The sequence below is a fragment of the Steroidobacter agaridevorans genome, from assembly GCF_009932555.1.
Taxonomy (GTDB): Bacteria; Pseudomonadota; Gammaproteobacteria; order Steroidobacterales; family Steroidobacteraceae; genus Steroidobacter; species Steroidobacter agaridevorans.
Genome location: NZ_BLJO01000006.1, coordinates 532783 through 553908, shown reverse-complemented (window position 1 = coordinate 553908; position 21126 = coordinate 532783). Strand labels below are relative to the sequence as shown.

Here is a 21126-nt window from a genome sequence, read left to right as displayed (position 1 = left end):
TCAGGCCGCCACTTTTGGCCTGGGAAAGTTGAACAACAGGTCGCGATAATATTCGTATTGCTTTTGGCGCAGCTCGATTTCGCGGGGCAAGTCTTCGCTGATCGAGTTGGTCAGGGTGTCGAATTTATCCAGAATGGCGACGATGCGGGATTGCTCGGCCAGCGATTTCTCAATGTCGCCCGGAAACGGGATTGGTATTCTGACCTTTGCAATGCCATTGATCAGCAGTCTATTAACCTTTCCGCGAGACACATGTTTCGCCTTCTCGTCAATGAATGAGGCCGTTTGCATCGCATAGGAGATGAATTTTGGATTCATCGAGTGGCGAAAAGCATAGCTGTCATCGTGAATGGCTACTTTTTCACTTCCAATCCAGGCGACAGACTTGCCGACATCTTCAACAGTTTCGCCAACACCTGTTATCAGCACATCACCAGGTTCTGCAAAGCGCAAAGAGTCAGCCATGTCACTTCGAACGCGGGAAAACGCTCGATCTGTCCAAACGCCGTATCGGGTGTATATCTCACCATAGTGAATGGCGCTGATACCCTCTCCGACATAATCATTCTTGGTAAAGCGCCTTCCTCGAATGAACTCGCCCAGTTCTCCCAGCGCTTTCCACTCAACCTCCCGTTCTTCAAAGCTCAATAGCTGGTCCCGATAGTATTTGTATTGTTTTTTTCGGGCGGTGATCTCGGCGGCGAGCTCGGCGGCAAGCTCGGCGGCACGCGCGCTAAAGGCGTCCAGGATGCGGACGATTTCGGATTGAATCTCGAGCGATTTCTCCAGGTCATCGGGGTATGGGATCGGGATTTTTGCTTTGCTCAATCCATCTGCATTTATTGCAGAGATTTTTCCAGACGAGATGCTTTTCTTTATCTGACCCTTGAATAGACTGGTTCGGAGAAAATGAGATACATACTTGGGATCCAATTTGCTTTTATACGAAAAGCACGCATCGTGAATTACGGCGTCACTTTTCCCCAACCAGGCTGTGCCGTTGCCAATGTCCTCTATGGTTTCACCTGCCGCGACGATAACCACATCGCCGTGATTGGCAACGCGTAGCTTTGAGGCCAATTCATTATCAACAAAAGATTTTGCTTTGCTGGCCCACACCCCGTAGTGCGTATACAGCTCGCCGTAGTGGATACATGGGAATCCATCGGAAACCATGTCTGTCTTTACGAAGCGTTTTCCCCTGATAAAACTACCCACTTCTCCTAGCGCCTTCCATTCGACCTCAACGCTATCCATCAGCTTCGCCATGAAGCCAATCTTGCTGCTCACGCTGCGACCTCCTCGCCTTCGATTTTGGCCACAATGGCGTCAATCTCGGCCCGCAGCCTGTCGATCCTGACGACAGTGTTTTTCAGTTCGGCATTGAGCTGTGCAATCTCCACCACTTCACGGTGGTCCTTGGCTTCGACGTAACTGCTCACCGACAGGTTGTACTCATTGGCCCTGATCGCTTCAAAAAGCACTGATTTGGCGAAGTGCTCCACGTCGGCCTTGCTGTCGAACACCTGCATGATCTGTTCGATATGCGCATCGGTGAGGACGTTGTTGTTGGTTTCCTTCTTGAACAGCGCACTGGCGTCGATGAACTGGGTCGTGGTGTCGGTCTTGTGCTTGGACAGCACCAGAATTTTGACGGCGATGGTGGTGCCGAAGAACAGGTTGGGCGCCAGCGAAATCACCGTTTCCACATAGTTGTTGTCCACCATGTACTGGCGGATTTTTTGCTCGGCGCCGCCACGGTAGAAAATTCCAGGGAAGCAGACGATGACGGCGCGACCCTTGCCGGAGAGGTAGCTCAGCGCATGCAGCACAAAGGCAAAGTCGGCCTTGGACTTGGGGGCCAGCACGCCTGCCGGCGCGAAGCGTTCGTCGTTGATCAGGGTCGGGTCGTCTGAGCCTATCCACTTCACCGAGTAGGGTGGATTGGAGACGATGGCATCAAAAGGTTTTTCATCGCCAAAGTGTGGGTCGACTAGCGTGTTGCCCAGCTGGATGTTGAATTTGTCGTAGTTGATGTTGTGCAGGAACATGTTCATCCGCGCCAGGTTGTAGGTGGTGTGGTTGATCTCCTGGCCGAAAAAGCCGTCTTCAATGATATGGGCATCGAAGTGTTTTTTGGCTTGCAGCAGCAGCGAGCCGGAGCCGCAAGCCGGGTCGTAAATCTTGTTGATGCTGGTTTGCTTGTGCATGGCCAGCCGTGCAATCAATTTGGACACGTGTTGCGGCGTGAAGAACTCGCCGCCGGACTTACCAGCGTTGGCAGCGTAGTTGGAGATCAAGAATTCGTAGGCGTCGCCAAACAGGTCGATGTGGTTGCCTGCAAAATCGCCAAAATTCAGCCCGGCCACGCCTTTGAGCACGGCCGCCAGGCGGGCGTTCTTGTCGGCCACAGTGTTGCCGAGGCGGTTGCTGGTGGTGTCGAAATCGGCAAACAGGCCCTTGATGTCGCGCTCCGAAGGGTAGCCATTGGCAGAGCTTTCGATGGCGGCAAAGATCCGGGCCAGGTCGGTATTCAGGCTTTCGTTGGTGTTGGCGCCGGCGGCCACATTGGCGAACAACTGGCTGGGGTAGATGAAATAGCCCTTGGTCTTGACGGCATCGTCCTTGATTTCCGGAGTGATGACACTGTCGGACAGCTGGGCGTAGTTGATGCTGTCGTCGTCGCCTTCGATATAGCTGGCAAAGTTCTCGCTGATGAAGCGATAGAACAGGGTGCCGAGGACATACTGCTTGAAATCCCAGCCATCGACTGCGCCACGCACATCATTGGCGATTTGCCAGATCTGGCGTTGCAAGGCGGCGCGTTGTTGGGTGCTGGTCATTGTGAGAATCCTGATTCAATACGGTTGCTTGGTCATTCCACAGCGGGTGGAAGTGACTTGAGTAGTGTTGGATGCGTATGGCTTGGCCAATGATCACTGCGTCCGAAAGTGCATTTTCTTTGGCTCAAAGCACGGGATGTGATCCAAGTAAAAATGAATAGTCACCTTTCGACCTTTTCCCATTTAGCTCCTCGCCCTTTGCCAGTCGGCACGATCAAGCCTTCGGTCTTCATGGCCCGCAACACGACCCGCACCATGTCACGGCTGATTCCTGGGCATGCGTCTTCAATTTCCGAAATGGAGAAGGGCGGCGTTCGTTTGAGCACTTCAGTCCTGACCCGCTCACCTTTATTACCTCTTCCTTGTTCGACGCTTCCGACACGCTCCTCGAATTCTTGGTAGGCGCGGAGCAGGACACCCCAAAAGTAGTCGAGCCACGGCTTCACATCGTGCCGACCTTCGTGCCACCCCTGCGAGCTGGCCTCCAGCGTTTCGTAATAGCCTTCCTTGGATTCTTCGAAAAGCCGCTCCAGGCTGATGTACCGGCCTACCGCGTAGTCGAACTGATACAGCAGCAGGATGGTCAGCAAGCGGGACATCCGGCCATTGCCATCCGGAAAAGGGCAGATGCAGAGGAAGTCCAACATGGACAACGGAACGAGCACTAGAGGGTCCGCCAGGTGTCGATCCAGCGCCGTCGCATAACGATGCGTGAGTTCAGTGACGGCCATCGGCGCTGGATGCGCGGCCACGGGTTGGAAGCGTATGCGCGCATCGCCATCCGGATGCCGCTCGACAATGTCGTTGTTGGTGGCCTTCCACCGGCCGCCGGGCTGCGGCATGTATCGGTAGAGCAGCGTATGCAGCTGGAGGATCACTGCTTCGCTGAAAGGCATGTGGATAGCCGCCTCGTGGATCAGGGTCAGAGCGTCGCGATAGCCGGCCAATTCCTGCTCCGAGCGGGTCTTTGGCTGGGCGTTGCGGATAACCAGCGATCTGAGGCGCGATGGCACAACCACCACGCCTTCCAAGCGGTTCGATGATTCGGTGGATTCGATGACAGCGGTCTGGCGCAGGTCACTCTGGATTTCGGGGGACTGTTCTATGAAACGCTGCTGCTTGCCCCGGTACTCCCCCAAGGTGCGCAGGGTGGCCAACTGCAAGCCGTCGTATCGCATCGCGGCAAGGTAGTTTGGGGCCAGTGAATGCATGGCGGGATCGGTGGGTACAAACGGGGTGACTATACCTTTTATTGGGGTATTTATGGAATAAAATTACCCCCTTTATATGGCATGGAGGCACTTGCCTTCCATGGCGGTGCGAACTGCGTTTTCAGCAGAGCGAGCGCCTGCTCATTTTTTTATTTCCCGATGCAGAACGTCGTGAAGATCCGTCCCAGCAAATCATCCGGCGTGAACTCGCCGGTGATTTCGCCTAGGCATTGTTGGGCCTGGCGCAATTCTTCGGCCATCAATTCGCCGGCGCGTTTTTCCATGAGCTGGCGTTGCGCTTCATTCAAGTGAGCGTACGCGCGATCGAGTGCATCGAGATGGCGGCGGCGGGCGGAAATGGTGCTGGTGCCGGCGCCCTGGAATCCCATGCATTCTTTTAAATGCTCGCGCAGCAGATCGACGCCTTCGCCAGTCGTCGCGGACACATGCAATCGCGGCGGTTGGGATTGTTCGTAACGGGACTGCGCCTGCGCGAGATCGATCTTATTCAGCACGACGCTCACGGGAATTTCCGCGGGCAGGCCGGCGAGCTCGGCGGTCATGCTCTCGTCGTCGAGAGCGCGAGTCGCGTCGATTACATAGAGAATGCGATCGGCGCGAGTCATTTCGTTTCGGGCGCGACGGATGCCTTCGGCTTCGACGACATCGGCATCTTCACGAAGGCCGGCGGTGTCGGCGATATGCAGAGGCATGCCATCGATGTGAATGCGTTCGCGGAGCACGTCGCGAGTCGTGCCCGGGATGTCGGTCACGATGGCGGCTTCGTAGCCGGCAAGGCGGTTCAGCAAGCTGGATTTGCCAGCGTTCGGGCGGCCGGCGATCACGACGGTCATGCCCTCGCGTAACAACGCGCCTTGTTGGGCCTTCGCGGTGATCTGTTCGCACAGATCGATCGTCGACGCGATGCGCTCGTGCAAAACGGTGTCGGCGAGGAAGTCGACTTCCTCTTCGGGAAAGTCGATCGCCGCTTCCACGTGCATGCGGGTTTCGGTCACCGCTTCAGTCAGCGAATGAACGGCGACGGAGAACTCACCTTGCAACGATCGAAGCGCCGCGCGCGCGGCTTGGCTCGAGCCGCTGTCGATCAGATCGGCAATGGCTTCGGCCTGAGTCAGATCGATCTTGTCGTTTAGAAATGCGCGCTGCGTGAATTCGCCCGGCTGCGCGACGCGCGCGCCGAGACCGAGCACTCGAGCGAGCAACATGTCCATGACGACGGGGCCGCCGTGGCCATGCAGTTCCAAGACATCTTCGCCGGTGAATGAGTTCGGCCCCGGAAAATACAGGGCGAGGCCGCCGTCGAGCATTTCGCCGTCGGCGTCCCGAAAGATACGCAGGGATGCGTGACGCGGCTCGGGAAGCTCGCCGAGCACTTCGGACGCGATCGTCGGAACGAGCCGGCCCGAGACTCGCACCATCCCGACGCCACCGCGACCCGGCGGCGTTGCGATGGCCGCGATGGTGTCAGTGTCGCCGGGACGGGTCGTCATCTCGAGTCGACCGGGGTCAGCTCCGGTCTTTCTCTCTACTACCTTCCGCTGCGACCAGCTTGTTGATGCGCCACTGCTGGGCGATCGACAGCAAGGTGTTGGTCAGCCAGTACAGCACCAGGCCCGCCGGGAACCAGGCCATGGTCACCGACATGATGATGGGCATGAACATGAAGATCTTCGCCTGCACCGGATCCGTGCTCGGCATGGGCTGCAGCTTGAACTGCGCGAACATCGCACCCGCCATCAGGATGGGCAGAATGAAATACGGATCGCGCGAGCTCAGGTCGGTGATCCAGCCGAGGAACGGCGCCTGCCGCATCTCGACGCTTTCCAACAGCACCCAGTAGAAGGCGAGGAAGAACGGAATCTGGATCAGGATGGGCAGACAGCCGGCGAGCGGATTGATCTTTTCCTTCTTATAGATCTCCATCATCTGACGGCCGAGTTGCTCGCGGTCGTCTTTGTAACGTTCCTGAATCGCTTTGATGCGCGGACCGAGGTTGCGCATCTTCGCCATCGAACGGCCGCTCGCCGCGGTCAGCTTGTAGAAGGCGAGCTTGATCAGGAAGGTGACGATGACGATCGCCCAGCCCCAGTTGCCGACCAGGCCGTACACCCACTCGAGCACGGTGAACAACGGCTGCGAAATGATGGTCAGCTTGCCGTAATCGGCGACCAGCTCCAGACGCGGACCGGCTTTGGCCAGCTGTTCCTGCAGCTTCGGACCGACGAACAACGTTTCATTGAAGGTGTGCTTGCCACCGGCCGGCACCGCTGCGAGCGGACCGCGATACGAAAGCACGAAATCGTTGTCGGAATCGAGGCTCAGCTGATAGTCGTAAGTAGCATCGACCGGCGGCACGGCAGCCGCGACGAAGTGGTGCTGGAGAGCAGCCATCCACCCGCCGGCAAACGTGCCTTTGAAGGCGCGATCGTCTTCGTCTTCGATGTTCAGTTTGCGATACGCCTTGCTGTCGAAGATCGCCGGACCGCGATAGGCGTAAGTCTCGACGTTGAAGTACGAGCGTTCGACGTGCTCGTAGTGACGGATCAGCTGCACATACGAAGCGGCTTTGTATTCGGTGCCCGACTGGTTATCGACGTCGTAGCTCAGATCGACCTGGTAGCTGCCCGGCTTGAACTTGAACGTCTTGGTGACCGTCACGCCCTGGCCGTCGGTCCAGGTCAGCGGCACGGCCAGTTCTTGCTGGCCTGCCTCTAATTTGTATTCGTTCGCCGCGGCCTGGTAACTCACCTGATGCGTCGGCTCGGCGCGATTGTCCGCTGCCCGCAAACCAGAACGCGCCACATACAGCGGCGGATTTGGAGTGAACAGGCGCACCGGCACATCCGGGCGATTCTTCTGAACGGGATATTTCAGCAAGTCGGCGCGGACCAGTTCGCCGCCACGAGTGCTGATGTCGAGCGAAAGCACATCGGTGACAACGCGAATGACAGGAGCAGTGCCCGCGATCGTCTCGTTGTTGCTCTGATTGACCGTGGCGGCCGATGTACCGCTCGCGGAAACGGGCGGTGCGGTCGGATCGTTCGACGGCAGATCCGGCAATGTGTCGTTGGCCGCGGGCGCGGCGCCGTTTGCAGACTGCGCTTGCGTAGCCGCAGTGCTGGCCGGCGCGGGCGGAGGAGCATAGTCCTTCTGCCAGGCCATGAAGTTGAGGTACAGGACCAGCGCGAGCGCGGCCCAGATGAATACTCGTTGGTTATCCATGAGGAACCGGCTTGGTATTGTGAGGAGGTGGCACCGGGTCGTAGCCGCCTTCGTTCCAGGGGTGACACCGCATCAGGCGGCGCACCGTGAGATAAGTTCCGCGAGCCGCGCCATGTTGTTGCAAGGCTTCTTCGGCGTAGCAGGAACAGCTTGGGTAGAAGCGGCAGGTCGGCCCAAGCATCGGACTGATGAAGTAGCGATAGGCTCGAACGGCAGCGGTCAGGATGGCGCGCATTGTTTTACAACCGTACGCCAGTGCTTTTCCAGGCTGCGAACGATGACGGCATTGTCCGCATCGCGAGCACCGGAGCGCGCATTGACGACGATGTCCACCGCAGGCAGTTCATGCTGATGCTGACGAAACGATTCCCTGACCAGACGCTTGATGCGGTTACGCCGCACGGCGTTTCCGATAGTGCGTGCGGCAATCGATAATCCAAGTCTCGGAATCGAACCGCCGCTGTTACGAGCAAGGACTGCGAAACAGGCGTCGGTGGAGCGGCGTGAATCCCGGTAGACGCGATCGAATTCGGATTTATGCCGGAGTCGCTGCGCCGGTTGAAAGCGTCGGGCCGGGGCTGGCAAGTCTAGGATCGGACGAGTGCGAGCGCCGCTGCAGAGCCGTCGCTCAGACAGTGAGACGCTTGCGGCCCTTGGCGCGGCGACGAGCCAGCACCTGGCGACCAGCACGGGTGGCCATGCGCGCGCGGAAACCGTGGGTGCGCTGACGTTTAACTTTGCTGGGTTGGTAAGTACGCTTCATGCGGGCATCTCAACGATGTCGTAACTTGGGCTCGGGCCAGAAATCGCGCTAAAACAAGTACATGCTGGCGCGCGTAGAGGGGCGGCAAGACTACGCACCACCCCCCTTACTGTCAAGCGCGAGAGTGCCTTTCGGCGCACAAAATTCGCGGCTACTGCCTGTGGATAACTGCCTGTCCAACGGTATAGACTCGCCGCCTCTCGCGTTGACCTGGCGCAGAACAATTCTTTCTTGATTCGATTAGGGGACGAAACCGTGCAGGGTTCGTTGTGGCGCCGCTGTCTCGCGCAATTGGAAGTGGAATTGCCGGAGCAGCAGTTCAATACGTGGATCCGGCCGCTGCAGGCCGTGGAGGACGGACGGACCTTGCGCCTGCTCGCGCCGAACCGGTTCGTCGTCGACTGGGTGAACGAAAACGTCGCTGGCCGGATCACCGAGCTGGTCGATGCGGTGGGCGAGGAGCCCACGCCGGCGGTCGTGCTGGAGGTTGGCTCTCGGCCGGCTGCTCCCGCGATGACGATCAACACTCATCAGCCCGTAGCTGCTACGCGCGCCCCTGCTTACATCGCCCCCGCTCCGGTCCGCGATATCCCGACCGTGCTGGGCAGCCGGCTCAATCCCGATTTCACCTTCACGAACTTCGTCGAGGGTAAGAGCAACCAGCTCGGCCGCGCCGCGGCTTTCCAGGTGGCCGAGAATCCCGGCCGTGCTTACAACCCGCTGTTCATCTATGGCGGCGTGGGTCTGGGCAAGACGCACCTGATGCACGCGGTCGGCAACATGATCAGAGCTCGTAACGAGCACGCCCGGGTCGCCTATGTGCACTCGGAGCGATTCGTCGGCGACATGGTGAAAGCGCTTCAGCACAACACCATCAACGACTTCAAAACCGCCTATCGCTCGCTCGATGCCCTGCTGATCGACGACATCCAGTTTTTCGCCGGCAAGGATCGTTCGCAGGAAGAGTTCTTCCACACCTTCAACGCGCTGTTCGAAGGCCAGCAGCAGATCATCATGACCTGCGATCGCTATCCCAAGGAGCTGGACGGTCTGGAAGAGCGGCTCAAGTCGCGCTTCGGCTGGGGACTGACGGTGGCCATCGAGCCGCCGGAGCTGGAAACCTGCGTGGCCATTCTCATGAGCAAGGCCGCTCAGACCCGCGTCGATTTGCCGGATGAAGTGGCGTTCTTCATTGCCAAGCGCATTCGCTCCAACGTGCGTGAGCTCGAGGGCGCCCTGCGTCGCGTGGTGGCGAACTCGCAATTCACCGGCCGTGCGATCACCATGGAGTTCGCGAAAGAGTCGTTGCGCGATCTGCTGGCTTCCCAGGATCGCATGGTGACCATCGAGAACATCCAGAAGACCGTCGCGGAATACTTCAAAATCCGCGTAGCCGATCTTCTGTCGAAGCGTCGCAGCCGCTCGATCGCTCGACCGCGGCAAGTCGCGATGGCGCTGGCCAAAGAGTTGACCAGTCATAGCTTGCCGGAGATCGGCGATGCGTTCGGCGGCCGCGATCACACGACGGTGCTGCACGCTTGCCGGGTGATCAAAGAGCTCAGAGAGTCGAACACGCGCACCAGCGAGGACTACTCAAACCTGTTGAGAACCCTGGCTGGATGACTGTGGATAATTTGTGAGGGAAGCGTGGGCTTTAGTTATCCACAATTGCCGCACAGTTTCGATACAAGCTCAGGGCTAGTTTGCAGATGAGTTTTGACGGCGCTAAGCAGCTGATGGAAAACCGAAAAAACGGGTTATACACAAGCGGCGCGGGCCTTCATAATCATCATAAATTCTTTAAATACTTAATCTCTAATTAAGATTGCTAAGGTGACCACGATGAAGTTCAGCGCTGAGCGGGAAAGCATCCTCGCGCCACTGCAAGCGGTAATCGGCGTTGTGGAACGGCGCCAGACCATGCCGATCCTGGCCAACGTCCTGATCTCCGGCCGCGGCGAGCAGCTCTCGATCACGGCGACGGATCTGGAAGTGGAGTTGGTGGCCAAGGCCAACGTCACGCTGCAAACGCCCGGCGAAATCACTCTGCCCGGCCGCAAGCTGCTGGACATCATTAAGGCGCTGCCCGACAAGGCTACGGTCACGATCTCGGTGGAAGGCGAGCGAGCGACGGTCCGCTCCGGCAAGAGCCGCTTCACTCTGGCCACTTTGCCGGCGAGCGACTTCCCGACCGTGGAAGACATCCGAGCTCAGAAGGCGCTGCTGATTTCGCAGTCCGCCCTGCGCCGCCTGCTCGACAAGACCCATTTCTCGATGGCCCAGCAGGACGTGCGTTACTACCTCAACGGCATGTTGCTGGAAGCTGATGGGAAAACGCTGCGAACGGTCGCGACTGACGGCCACCGTCTCTCCTATTGCGAAACCACGCTCGAACACGAGGCCGGTGCGGCTCAACAAGTGATCGTGCCGCGCAAAGGTGTCCTCGAGCTGCAGCGCCTGCTCGCGGGCGAAGGTAATGTCGAGCTGGCGATCGGAACCAATCACGTTCGCGCCCAGATCGGCGACATTCGCTTCACTTCGAAGCTGATTGACGGCCGTTTCCCGGAATATGGTCGCGTGATTCCGAGCAATCCCACCAAACGGATCAATGCCAATCGCGATGTGCTCCGCTCAGCGTTGCAGCGTGCAGCCATTCTTTCGAACGAAAAGTACCGTGGGATTCGTTTGGCGGTTCGTCCCGGGGTTTTGCTCCTGCAGTCCCATAACCCGGAGCAGGAAGAGGCCGAGGAGGAGTTGGAGATCAATTACGCCGGCGAAGAGCTGGAAATTGGCTTCAACGTGAACTACCTGCTCGATGCCTTGGCAGCAGTCGATAGCGGCGACGTCGTGATCGGCCTTACTGACGCGAACAATAGCTGCCTGTTGAGCTCGGACAGCGCGCCACAGGCCAAGTACGTCGTCATGCCGATGAGGCTATAAAGCAATGGCGGGCGTGCACCGGTGCTGACTGCGATCACGGTCGAAAACTTCCGTTGCATCGAACACGCCAGCCTCGACTTCGATTCACGCTCGACCGGCATTCTCGGTGACAACGCCTCCGGCAAGACCAGCTTGCTGGAGGCGATTTACTTTCTAGGGCATGGGCGCTCGTTCCGCAGCGCTCAGGCCGAAAAGCTCAAGCGAGAGGGCGCCAGCTTCTTTCGCGTCGTCGGCCGGATCGCGACTCATCGCGGCTTGCTGACCGCGGGCCTCGAACACACCCAAGGCCGAACTCAAGGCCAGCTCGCCGGCCAGGGCATTTCCGGCATCGCAGACATCGCTGAAGTCCTGCCGCTCCAGATCATCGACCCTGGCGTCCATCGGTTGGTGGAGGAGGGTTCGGCTCGACGGCGCCGACTGATGGACTGGGGAGTGTTTCACGTGAAACGTGAGTTCCTCGGTTACTGGCGGCGATATCAGCGCGCCCTATCGCAGCGGAACGCCGCGTTGCGCTCTGCGCATGGGGAGGAACTGATCCAGGCCTGGGAGCAGGACTTCTGTGCCGCCGGCGCAGAGGTCGATCGATTGCGAGCTCACTATGTGGAAGAGTTCAAGCCTCACTTCGAATCCCTGGCCGCCCGCTTGGTCGGGCCCGGCACGACGCTGACGTACCGTAGGGGTTGGCCAGCGGAGGTCGAGTTGAGAGAGGCGCTCCACGACTCCATATCTAGGGACCTGCGGCTCAAGACCACCCATGTGGGTCCGCACCGGGCGGATCTCGGATTCCTGATCGACGGGACGCCGGCGAGGGACCGGGTTTCGCGTGGCCAACAGAAAATGCTGGCGGCCGCTTTCATCCTGTCTCAGTTGCAGTGTCACACCGCTCTCGGAGCGGTGCCGACCACCCTCATGTTGGACGATCCGGCGGCCGAGCTGGATGTGGATAACTTGGGGAAACTTCTTCTGGCGATCGCCGAGATCCCCAGTCAGTTGATCGTCACTTCGGTTCACGAGCGGGGACTGAAGGGCATCGAAATTGGCCGTAGGTTTCACGTGAAACAAGGCAATTTCGAGCCGATGGTATAATGCCGCCGCACTTATTTCAGGCCGGACCATGACAGATAAAGACGTCTACGATTCCAGCAAAATCAAAGTCTTGAAGGGCCTCGATGCGGTCCGCAAGCGCCCCGGAATGTACATCGGTGACACCGATGACGGGACCGGTCTACATCACATGGTATTTGAGGTCGTCGATAACTCCGTCGACGAAGCACTGGCCGGTCACTGCTCTCAAGTGACCGTCACCATCCATGCCGATCAGTCGGTCACGGTGGCCGATGACGGCCGTGGAATACCTGTGGATATCCATCCGGAGGAGGGTCGTTCGGCCGCCGAAGTCATCATGACCGTGCTGCACGCCGGCGGTAAGTTCGACGACTCTTCCTACAAGGTCTCGGGTGGTTTGCACGGCGTCGGCGTGTCGGTGGTGAACGCCCTGTCCGAGTACCTGCTCCTGACCGTCCACAAAGACGGCAAGCTGTACCAGCAGGAATATCGGTTGGGCGATCCCCAGGCGCCCCTGGCGGAGACGGGGACGACGCAGAAGCGCGGTACGAGCATCCGCTTCAAGCCCAGCGCCCAGATCTTCACCAACATCGAGTTCGATTACGGCGTGCTGGCCAAACGGCTGCGCGAGCTGTCGTTCCTCAACTCCGGCGTCCGGATCGAGCTGATCGACGAGCGCGACGACAAGCACGAGGTCTTCCACCACGAAGGCGGCATCAAAGAGTTCGTCCGTTACTTGAACCGCAATGCTCAGGCCATCCACGACACCATCATCTGGTTCCGTACTCAGGAAGGCCCGATCACCGTCGAGCTGGGTCTGCAGTGGAATGACTCCTATCAGGAGAGCATGTCCTGCTACACGAACAACATCCCGCAGCGGGACGGCGGTACCCACCTGGCCGGCTTCCGTAGCGCGCTGACCCGCACGCTCAATGCCTACATCGACAAGGAGTTCTCGGCCAAGGACAAGGTAGCCATGAGCGGCGACGACGCCCGCGAGGGTTTGACCGCGATCCTGTCCGTGAAGATGCCGGACCCGAAGTTCTCGTCCCAAACCAAGGACAAGCTGGTGTCGTCCGAGATCAAAGGCATCGTCGAGTCGGCGGTGGGCGCGAAGCTGGAGGAATTCCTGCTGGAGCATCCGCCGCAGGCCAAGGCCGTCGCGAACAAGGTGCTCGAGGCTGCTCGCGCCCGCGAAGCTGCCCGCAAGGCTCGCGAGATGACTCGCCGCAAAGGCGCCCTGGACCTGGCGGGTCTGCCCGGCAAGTTGGCGGACTGCCAAGAGAAGGATCCGGCGCTGTCCGAGATGTTCCTGGTCGAGGGTGACTCCGCAGGTGGCTCGGCGAAGCAGGGCAGGGATCGGCGCACTCAGGCCATCCTGCCGTTGAAGGGCAAGATCCTGAACGTCGAGAAGGCGCGCTTCGACAAGATGCTGTCGTCGGCGGAAGTGGGCACGCTGATCACCGCGCTCGGGTGCGGCATCGGCGCGGACGACTTCAATGTCGAGAAGCTGCGCTATCACCGCATCATCGTCATGACCGACGCGGACGTGGACGGTTCGCACATCCGCACCCTGCTGCTCACTTTCTTCTATCGCCAGATGCCGCAGCTGATCGAGCGCGGGCACATCTACATCGCGCAGCCGCCGCTGTTCAAATTGAAGAAGGGCAAGTCCGAGCACTATGTGAAGGACCAGGCCGAGCTCGATTCCATGCTGCTGACTTACGCTCTGGAAGACGCGGAGCTGTTCGCCGACCCGGCGCAGACGACGCCGATGACGGGGTCGGCTTTGGAGACTCTGGCTCGCCGCTGGATGGAAGTCGCCTCGATCATCAGGCGCTCATCTCGCCGCTACGACGAGCGCGTGCTCGAACAGCTGCTGTACATGCCTGAGGTGACGCCCGCGAACCACGATCAGCTCGACTGGCTGACTCAGTGGGGCCGTACGCTGGAGACCCAGCTCAACGCCTACGACGATGCCGCTCGGAAGTATCGGGTGCGAGTGCTGGCCGCGGTCGATGGCGGAACGCCGAGGTTGCTGGTCGCTCGCATCGAGCACGGCATCACCCAGGAGAAGCACATCCATCGCGAGTTCTTCGAGTCGGCGGAGTATCGGAGCATTGCCGATCTCGGGACGACGCTCGCCGGGTTGTTCAAGCCGGGGGCTTACATCGCCAAGAACGACAGCAAGCAGGAAGTGAGTGGCTTCAAGGAAGCGATCAACTGGTTGCTCGAGTCGGGCCGCAAAGGGCAGAGCATCCAGCGCTACAAAGGTCTGGGCGAGATGAATCCCGAGCAGCTTTGGGATACGACCATCAATCCGCAGACTCGTCGTTTGATCCAGGTGCGCATCGAGGATGCCCTGGCGGCGAACGACATCTTCGCGACCTTGATGGGCGATCAGGTCGAGCCGCGACGTGAGTTCATTGAGAAGAACGCACTCGCCGTCGCCAACCTTGATATTTAATTAAATCTAACAATCGGCGGCAGGAACGTAGAGTTTCTGCCGCCGATGATCAAGGCAGAATTAATAATTAGCCGGCAGCGATCGGCCGGCCGGACGCATCCGTCACTCCACTCGCGCCAGTAGGAGAGAGTGTCGCGAGCTTCTTCTCGATCCACGCCCGCACTTCCTCATTGAGCTCACGAGGATCGCGACCTGCCGCATCGATGGGTGGGCCGATCACGACGCGAATCGTGCCCGGCTTCTTCACCCAGCCTCGGCGAGGCCAGAAGTAGCCGGCATTGTGAGCGACCGGAATGATTTTGCAGCCGGCTTTCGATGCGAGCAGCGAGCCGCTCACGCCGTACTTTCGAGTCTCGCCGACGGCGACGCGTGTGCCCTCGGGGAAGATCAGAACCCACAGCCCTTGTTCCAGACGCTGCTTGCCCTGCTCTACTACTTGGTTCACTGCTGTCGCGCCGGCCTTGCGATTGATGGCGATGGGCTTGAGACATTTGACGGCCCAGCCGACCAGCGGGATCCACATCAGCTCGCGTTTGAGCACCCAGGCTTGAGGCGGAAAGACAGCGGCCTGCGCGATCGTTTCCCAGGCGGATGAATGCTTCCACATGGACACGTGCGCGCCCGGCGGAATGTTTTCCCTACCCTCGACCGTATAGGTCAGACCGCAGAGCTTTGCGAGCAGCCACATGTTCACGCGGCCCCAGCTCCGCGCGATCGCGTACAGCTGTTGGCTTGGCAGCCAGCCAAACGCCAGCACGACGACTGCATAGAGCAGTGTCCCGATGAACAGCGAAGTGGTGAATAGAACCGACCTCAGCAACTGCATTCAGATGCCTCGTCCTAACCCGGCAATCGCGACAAGTCCGCCACCTGCAGGAACAGTCCGCGCAGGCGTACCAACAAGCCTAATCGATTGGCGCGCACGTCCGGATCCTCGGCCATCACCATCACCGAATCGAAAAAGCGGTCTACATCCTCTTTCAAGGTCGCGAGCTGCGTCAGTGCGCCGGTGTATTCACGGCGAGAGAACAAGGGATTGACCGCCCGCTCCATGGAAACAACGTGATCGAACAGCTGGCGTTCCGCCGGCTCGCGGAACTGACCGATTTCCACGATGCCAGAAAGGTCGCCAGTCGCTTTGCGCAGGATGTTGGCGATGCGCTTGTTCGCGGCGGCCAGGCTCGCGGCTTCAGGCAATGTCAGAAAGCCTTCGAGTGCCTGCAGGCGGATGTCGAGATCGAGCGTCGACTGCGGCTTGCTCGCGAGCACGGCATCGAACATTTCCGTCGTGACTGCACGGCCGCCCGCGTCCTCCAGATACGAAGACCGCAGACGCTCCATCAAATAGCCCCAGATCTCCTCGCCGATGTTTTCCGGCGCCGTGACCGGCTGCAACGAGACCGCCCCATCCACCAGCCGGCGCAGATCCAGATCGAGCTTGTGCTCGTTGATCGTGCGCAGAATGCCCAGCGCCGCGCGCCGCAGACCGTACGGATCTTTGGTGCCGGACGGCTTCTGACCGATGCTGAAAATGCCCGCGATGGTGTCGAGCTTGTCGGCGACCGACAGCGCGATGCCGGTCTTCGTGGCAGGCAATTTGTCGCCTGCGAAGCGCGGCCAGTATTGTTCCTCGAGCGCCGTGGCGACTTCGGCGTCTTCGCCATCGAGCTGCGCGTAGTACTTGCCCATCAGGCCTTGCAGCTCGGGGAATTCGCCGACCATCGCCGACAGCAAATCACATTTGCTCAGCTTGGCCGCGCGTGCCGCGAGCTCAGCACTGCCGCCGATACTTTCAGCGATCCGCTGCGCAATAGTAACGACGCGCATGCTCTTGTCGGCCAGCGATCCCAGCTTCGCCTGGAACGTCACCGACTTCAGTGCGGCGAACCGGGCCTCGAGACGGTCCTTCCGATCGGTGTCCCAGAAGAATGCGGCGTCGGCCAGGCGCGGACGCACGACCCGTTCATTGCCATCGCGCACCCGCTCCGGATCGCGGCTGGCGATGTTTGCAACGGTGATGAAATAGTTCATCAGCTGCCCGTCGCTGCTGCGCACCGGGAAGTAACGTTGATTGTCCTGCATGGTCGCGATCGGCACTTCCTGCGGCAGGCGCAGGAACTGTTCATCGAAGCGCCCCGACAGAGGGACCGGCCATTCGACCAGCGCCGTAACTTCATCGAGCAACCAATCCTCGATGACTGCCTGGCCGCCGATCGTCTCGGCGATTGCGTTCACTTCAGCGCGAATGCGCTCACGACGAGCTGCGACGTCGGCGACGACATGCCCCTTCTCGAGCAGCACTTCCGCGTACTTCGCCGGGTTGCCGATGGCCAACTGCTTCGGCCCGTGGAACCGATGACCCTGCGATTGTTTGCCCGCCGGGATGCCGAGGATCTCCGCTTCAACGACGCTCGAACCGAACAACATCACGACCCAGTGAACGGGACGCACGAATTCCTGCGAGCCCGCGCCCCAGCGCATGCGACGGGCGATGGGCAGACCCTCGAGCGAGCTCGTCACAATGCCCGGCAACAACGACGACGTAGCAGCGCCCTGCTTCGAGCCTTCGAACTGCAGCACCTTGCCCTTCGGCCCGTCGACCTGAACGAGCTGTTCGACGGTCACGCCGCACGACGCCGCAAAACCCAGCGCCGCCTTGGTCGGCTGACCATCGGGACCGAAGGCATTTGCCACCGCGGGGCCCTGACGTTTGATCTGCTGATCCGGCTGTTGATCGGCGACGCCCGCCACGAATACAGCCAACCGGCGCGGCGTGGCGTACCACTTCACGTCACCGTGTTTGATAGATGCGTCATCGAGTCCTTTGGTCACACCGGCGGCGAAGGCCTCGGCCAGAGTGAACAACGATTTCGGCGGCAATTCCTCGGTGCCGATCTCAACCAGGAAATCACGTTTGCTCATGCTGCGGTTCCAGCTTCGGCGGTCGCGCGATTCAGCATCGGGAAGCCCAATGCTTCGCGGGTCTTGTAATAGGTCTCGGCCACTTCTTTCGCGAGTGCGCGCACGCGCAGGATGAAGCGCTGACGTTCGGTGACCGAGATGGCCTTGCGCGCATCCAGCAAATTAAAAGTGTGCGATGTCTTGAGCATCTGCTCATACGCCGGCAGCGCCAGCCCAGCCTCGAGCAGCTTCTTGCAGGCGGCCTCGTGATCGTCGAAGTGACGGAACAGCAGCGCTGTGTCCGCCAGCTCGAAGTTGTACTTCGACTGCTCCACTTCGTTCTGGTGATAAACGTCGCCGTAGGTCACGCGGCCGAGCGGACCGTCGGCCCACAACAGGTCGTACACGCTCTGCACGCCCTGCAGATACATCGCCAGGCGCTCCAGACCGTAAGTGATCTCGCCCATCACCGGCTCGCAGTCGAGACCGCCCACTTGCTGGAAGTAAGTGAACTGCGTGACTTCCATGCCGTTCAGCCAGATTTCCCAGCCGAGGCCCCAGGCGCCGAGGGTTGGCGATTCCCAGTTGTCCTCGACCAGGCGGATGTCATGAGTGAGCGGATCGAAGCCGAGCGATGCCAGCGAGCCGAGATACAGGTCGACGATGTTCGGCGGCGACGGCTTCAACACCACCTGAAATTGATAGTAGTGCTGCAGGCGGAAGGGGTTGTCGCCATAGCGACCGTCCGTCGGCCGGCGCGAAGGCTGCACATACGCCGCGCTCCACGGCTCGGGGCCGACGGCGCGGAGCAGGGTGCCCGTGTGAAAGGTGCCTGCGCCCATCTCCATGTCGTAGGGCTGCAGGATCACGCAGCCTTGCTTCGACCAGTAAGACTGGAGGGCGAAGATCAGGTCCTGAAATGTCCGCGGCGGGACGACGGCTTTCGATGCGGCCATCTGGGGTCCGGTCAGTGGGGAAAAGCGCGCGAGTATACCGTGCGGGTTATGTTCCACGACCGCGCTCGTTGAGCAGCAGGTCTCACCCGCTGCAGCCCGCTACACCCGTGAAACGCTGACCTGCTACAGATTGGGGCCTGGGTACGACAGCGTGTGCACACGTATGGTGCGGCATCCTGTCTGTGTGCTCCAATTTGGGGCGTGGTTCTGTAATGTTTTCCGCGTCGCGCCACCAAAACCAAGCAGTTGCGCCATGACGGTGCGCTGGCATGCTTCCTGCAATTTTGTCAGGCGATTTGGTGGGCCCCGCTCGAAGAACACTCAGCCATGGCCCGCAGCCTCAACAACCTCCTGGCGTCGTAGCGGCGAGCGGCCCGGGACATCTCAATCTCGCTGTCTACCGGAGGAGAACTCATGACGACCCCCGCTGAAGTCCTCAGCATGTTGAAAGAGAAGGAGGTCAGATACGTTGACTTGCGCTTCACGGACACCCGCGGCAAAGAGCAGCACGTGACCGTCCCGGCGCACACCGTCGACCAAAGCTTCTTCGACGACGGCAAGATGTTCGATGGCTCCTCGATCGCCGGCTGGAAGGGCATCAACGAGTCCGACATGGTGCTCATGCCGGATGCCAGCACCGCTGTGCTCGATCCGTTCTTCGAAGAGCCCACGCTGATCATCCGCTGCGACGTGCTCGAGCCCTCGACCATGCAGGGTTACGAGCGCGATCCGCGCTCGATCGCCAAGCGCGCCGAGGCCTACCTGAAGTCCACCGGCGTCGGCGACAAGGCGCTGTTCGGCCCGGAAAACGAATTCTTCATTTTCGACGACGTGAAGTACGGCACCAACATGCAGGGGTCGTTCTTCGAGATCAATTCCGTCGAAGCAGCCTGGTCCTCGGGCAAGAGCTTCGAGGGCGGCAACATGGCGCACCGTCCGGGCGTGAAGGGCGGCTACTTCCCCGTGCCGCCGGTCGACTCGTTCCAGGACATCCGTTCGGCCATGTGTAATGCCCTCGAAGAGCTGGGCATGAAGGTCGAAGTGCACCACCACGAAGTGGCGACCGCCGGCCAGTGCGAAATCGGCGTGAACGCCAATACGCTGGTGAAGAAGGCCGACGAAGTGCAGATGCTGAAGTACGCGATTCACAACGTCGCGCACGCTTACGGCAAGACCGTGACCTTCATGCCGAAGCCCATCGTCGGCGACAACGGCAGCGGCATGCACGTGCACCAGTCGATCTCCAAGGACGGCAAGCCGCTGTTCGCGGGCGACAAGTACGCGGGCCTGTCGGACATGGCGCTGTACTACATCGGCGGCATCATCAAGCACGCCAAGGCCATCAACGCGTTCACGAACGCCAGCACCAACAGCTACAAGCGCCTGGTGCCGCACTTCGAAGCGCCGGTCATGCTGGCGTACTCGGCGCGCAACCGTTCTGCTTCCATCCGTATTCCCTGGGTGTCGAACCCGAAGGGCCGTCGTATCGAAGTGCGCTTCCCGGACTCGACCGCGAATCCGTACCTCGCGTTCGCGGCCATGATGATGGCCGGCCTCGACGGCATCCAGAACAAGATCCACCCGGGCGAAGCCGCGGACAAGGATCTGTACGACCTGCCGCCGGAAGAAGCCAAGAACATTCCGGAAGTCTGCTACTCGCTGGAACAGGCGCTGCAGGCTCTGGATGCGGATCGCGGCTTCCTGAAGGCCGGTGGCGTGTTCACCGACGACGTCATCGATGCGTACATCGCGCTGAAGATGCAGGAAGTGACCAAGGTGCGTATGTCGACGCACCCGCTGGAGTTCGAGCTGTATTACAGCGTCTAACCCCAGCAGTCAGCGGCGGTTCACGTTGGACGCCGGGCTTCACCGCCCGGCGTTCAGCCCGGAGCCGGCATTTCGGATGCATGCCGCTGCCGAGTTTTTGATTATGGTGACGGCCATCACAAATGCGCCGTCACCGCTTTTGTCAGGTCGAGGTGGAGCGGCTATGCTCATTACATATGCGTACGGCGCTTTATGTTCTCCTCGCACTGGCGGCACCGGCCTTCGCCGGTCAGACCGTTTACAAGTGGGTGGACGAGAAGGGCGTTACGCACTTTTCGGATCAACCCGTGGCCGGTGCGGAAAAGGTGGAATTGAGCGGCGGCGCGAATCGTCCCGCCAGTCCGCCGCCTGCTTACGCGCCGTCAGCGCCGCAGGAAACGCCGGTCAAAGCCGGTCCGGCTTATTCGCGCTTCGTCATCGTCAATCCCCAACAGGACCAAGCCATCATCAATACCGGTGGCACCGTCACCGTGCAATTGGCGGCGACACCGTCGATCGATGCGCGGCATACGGTGGCGCTGTACCTGGATGGCGCGCCCGTGGCGGGTTTCAGTGGGGACAGCCACGAATTCTCGAACATGCCGCGCGGTACGCATACCGTGAAGGCTGTCATCAGCGCCGGCGGCCAGACGATTCAAGAAACGCCGGTTGTTACTTTCCACGTGCGCCAGGAATCGGGCGCGCAGCCGCCGGTCGGTCCGGCCATGCGCAGCAAACCGCCGAAGCGTGCAGCGGGCAACAAGCTGGTGACCAAGCAGCCGAGCTTTGCCGCATTGAATGGCAGCAAGGCAGCCATCGATCCGCGCACCAATCTGCCGGTGAAAACCAAGCCCGCGCCCGTCGTGCCGCCGAAGGCGCCCGCAAAGCCGAAGCCCGCGCCAGTGGGCCAGAACACCGGCAAGTAACATTT

17 protein-coding genes are annotated in these 21126 nt (G+C 60.2%); 6 read left to right on the top strand and 11 right to left on the bottom strand.

Translation table 11 applies throughout. The features are described 5' to 3' along the window. The 8 genes from GYH35_RS23460 to rpmH form a co-directional block, all read right to left on the bottom strand. Entirely contained in the window at positions 1-1290 is a 1290-nt protein-coding gene (locus tag GYH35_RS23460; protein WP_202624538.1) for a restriction endonuclease subunit S, read from the bottom strand. Then, on the bottom strand, positions 1287-2843 hold the full coding sequence (locus tag GYH35_RS23455) for a type I restriction-modification system subunit M (RefSeq protein ID WP_161810244.1): 1557 nt from the start codon (positions 2841-2843) through the stop codon (positions 1287-1289). The genes GYH35_RS23460 and GYH35_RS23455 overlap by 4 nt, the downstream gene beginning before the upstream one ends. Positions 2844-3004: 161 nt before the next feature. Beyond that, positions 3005-4054, bottom strand: coding sequence for a Fic family protein (locus tag GYH35_RS23450; protein ID WP_161829616.1), 1050 nt, complete (start codon positions 4052-4054; stop codon positions 3005-3007). 149 nt (positions 4055-4203) lie between these two features. Next, on the bottom strand, positions 4204-5565 hold the full coding sequence (gene mnmE, locus GYH35_RS23445) for a tRNA uridine-5-carboxymethylaminomethyl(34) synthesis GTPase MnmE (RefSeq protein ID WP_161810246.1): 1362 nt from the start codon (positions 5563-5565) through the stop codon (positions 4204-4206). A 16-nt stretch (positions 5566-5581) separates the two neighbouring features. Beyond that, the gene (gene yidC, locus GYH35_RS23440; RefSeq protein WP_161829615.1) at positions 5582-7297 is read right to left on the bottom strand and encodes a membrane protein insertase YidC; all 1716 of its coding nucleotides are present in this window, start codon (positions 7295-7297) and stop codon (positions 5582-5584) included. Next, complete coding sequence (yidD, locus tag GYH35_RS23435) at positions 7290-7532, bottom strand: membrane protein insertion efficiency factor YidD (protein ID WP_161810248.1); 243 nt, start codon at positions 7530-7532, stop codon at positions 7290-7292. The genes yidC and yidD overlap by 8 nt, the downstream gene beginning before the upstream one ends. Beyond that, positions 7517-7987 carry a ribonuclease P protein component gene (gene rnpA / locus GYH35_RS23430; RefSeq protein ID WP_235936844.1) on the bottom strand — a complete coding sequence of 157 codons (471 nt, stop codon included), beginning with the start codon at positions 7985-7987 and terminating at the stop codon, positions 7517-7519. The genes yidD and rnpA overlap by 16 nt, the downstream gene beginning before the upstream one ends. Then, positions 7926-8060, bottom strand: coding sequence for a 50S ribosomal protein L34 (gene rpmH / locus GYH35_RS23425; RefSeq protein ID WP_161810250.1), 135 nt, complete (start codon positions 8058-8060; stop codon positions 7926-7928). The genes rnpA and rpmH overlap by 62 nt, the downstream gene beginning before the upstream one ends. Before the next feature lie 255 nt (positions 8061-8315). Here rpmH and dnaA point away from each other — a divergent pair, with 255 nt between their 5' ends. The 4 genes from dnaA (at position 8316) to gyrB (ending at position 14532) form a co-directional block, all read left to right on the top strand. Further along, positions 8316-9683 carry a chromosomal replication initiator protein DnaA gene (gene dnaA, locus GYH35_RS23420; RefSeq protein ID WP_161810251.1) on the top strand — a complete coding sequence of 456 codons (1368 nt, stop codon included), beginning with the start codon at positions 8316-8318 and terminating at the stop codon, positions 9681-9683. Between the two features lie 219 nt (positions 9684-9902). Then, entirely contained in the window at positions 9903-11000 is a 1098-nt protein-coding gene (dnaN, locus tag GYH35_RS23415; protein ID WP_161810252.1) for a DNA polymerase III subunit beta, read from the top strand. A 21-nt stretch (positions 11001-11021) separates the two neighbouring features. Further along, complete coding sequence (gene recF / locus GYH35_RS23410; RefSeq protein ID WP_161829614.1) at positions 11022-12086, top strand: DNA replication/repair protein RecF; 1065 nt, start codon at positions 11022-11024, stop codon at positions 12084-12086. 28 nt (positions 12087-12114) lie between these two features. Beyond that, positions 12115-14532 (top strand): DNA topoisomerase (ATP-hydrolyzing) subunit B, encoded by a 2418-nt coding sequence (gene gyrB, locus GYH35_RS23405; protein WP_161829613.1) that lies wholly within the window; start codon positions 12115-12117, stop codon positions 14530-14532. A 67-nt stretch (positions 14533-14599) separates the two neighbouring features. On the opposite strand, the gene GYH35_RS23400 is transcribed toward gyrB, so the two are convergent. The 3 genes from GYH35_RS23400 to glyQ are packed head-to-tail and all read right to left on the bottom strand — an operon-like array spanning position 14600 to position 18389. Then, entirely contained in the window at positions 14600-15358 is a 759-nt protein-coding gene (locus GYH35_RS23400; protein WP_161810255.1) for a lysophospholipid acyltransferase family protein, read from the bottom strand. Between the two features lie 14 nt (positions 15359-15372). Continuing rightward, positions 15373-17454, bottom strand: coding sequence for a glycine--tRNA ligase subunit beta (gene glyS / locus GYH35_RS23395; protein WP_161810256.1), 2082 nt, complete (start codon positions 17452-17454; stop codon positions 15373-15375). After that, the gene (gene glyQ, locus GYH35_RS23390; RefSeq protein ID WP_161829612.1) at positions 17451-18389 is read right to left on the bottom strand and encodes a glycine--tRNA ligase subunit alpha; all 939 of its coding nucleotides are present in this window, start codon (positions 18387-18389) and stop codon (positions 17451-17453) included. The genes glyS and glyQ overlap by 4 nt, the downstream gene beginning before the upstream one ends. A 414-nt stretch (positions 18390-18803) precedes the next feature. Between glyQ and glnA the strand changes: the two genes are divergently transcribed. Beyond that, on the top strand, positions 18804-20216 hold the full coding sequence (glnA, locus tag GYH35_RS23385; protein WP_161810258.1) for a glutamate--ammonia ligase: 1413 nt from the start codon (positions 18804-18806) through the stop codon (positions 20214-20216). A 176-nt stretch (positions 20217-20392) separates the two neighbouring features. Then, positions 20393-21121, top strand: coding sequence for a DUF4124 domain-containing protein (locus tag GYH35_RS23380; RefSeq protein ID WP_161810259.1), 729 nt, complete (start codon positions 20393-20395; stop codon positions 21119-21121). The last annotated feature ends 5 nt before the right edge of the window (positions 21122-21126 follow it).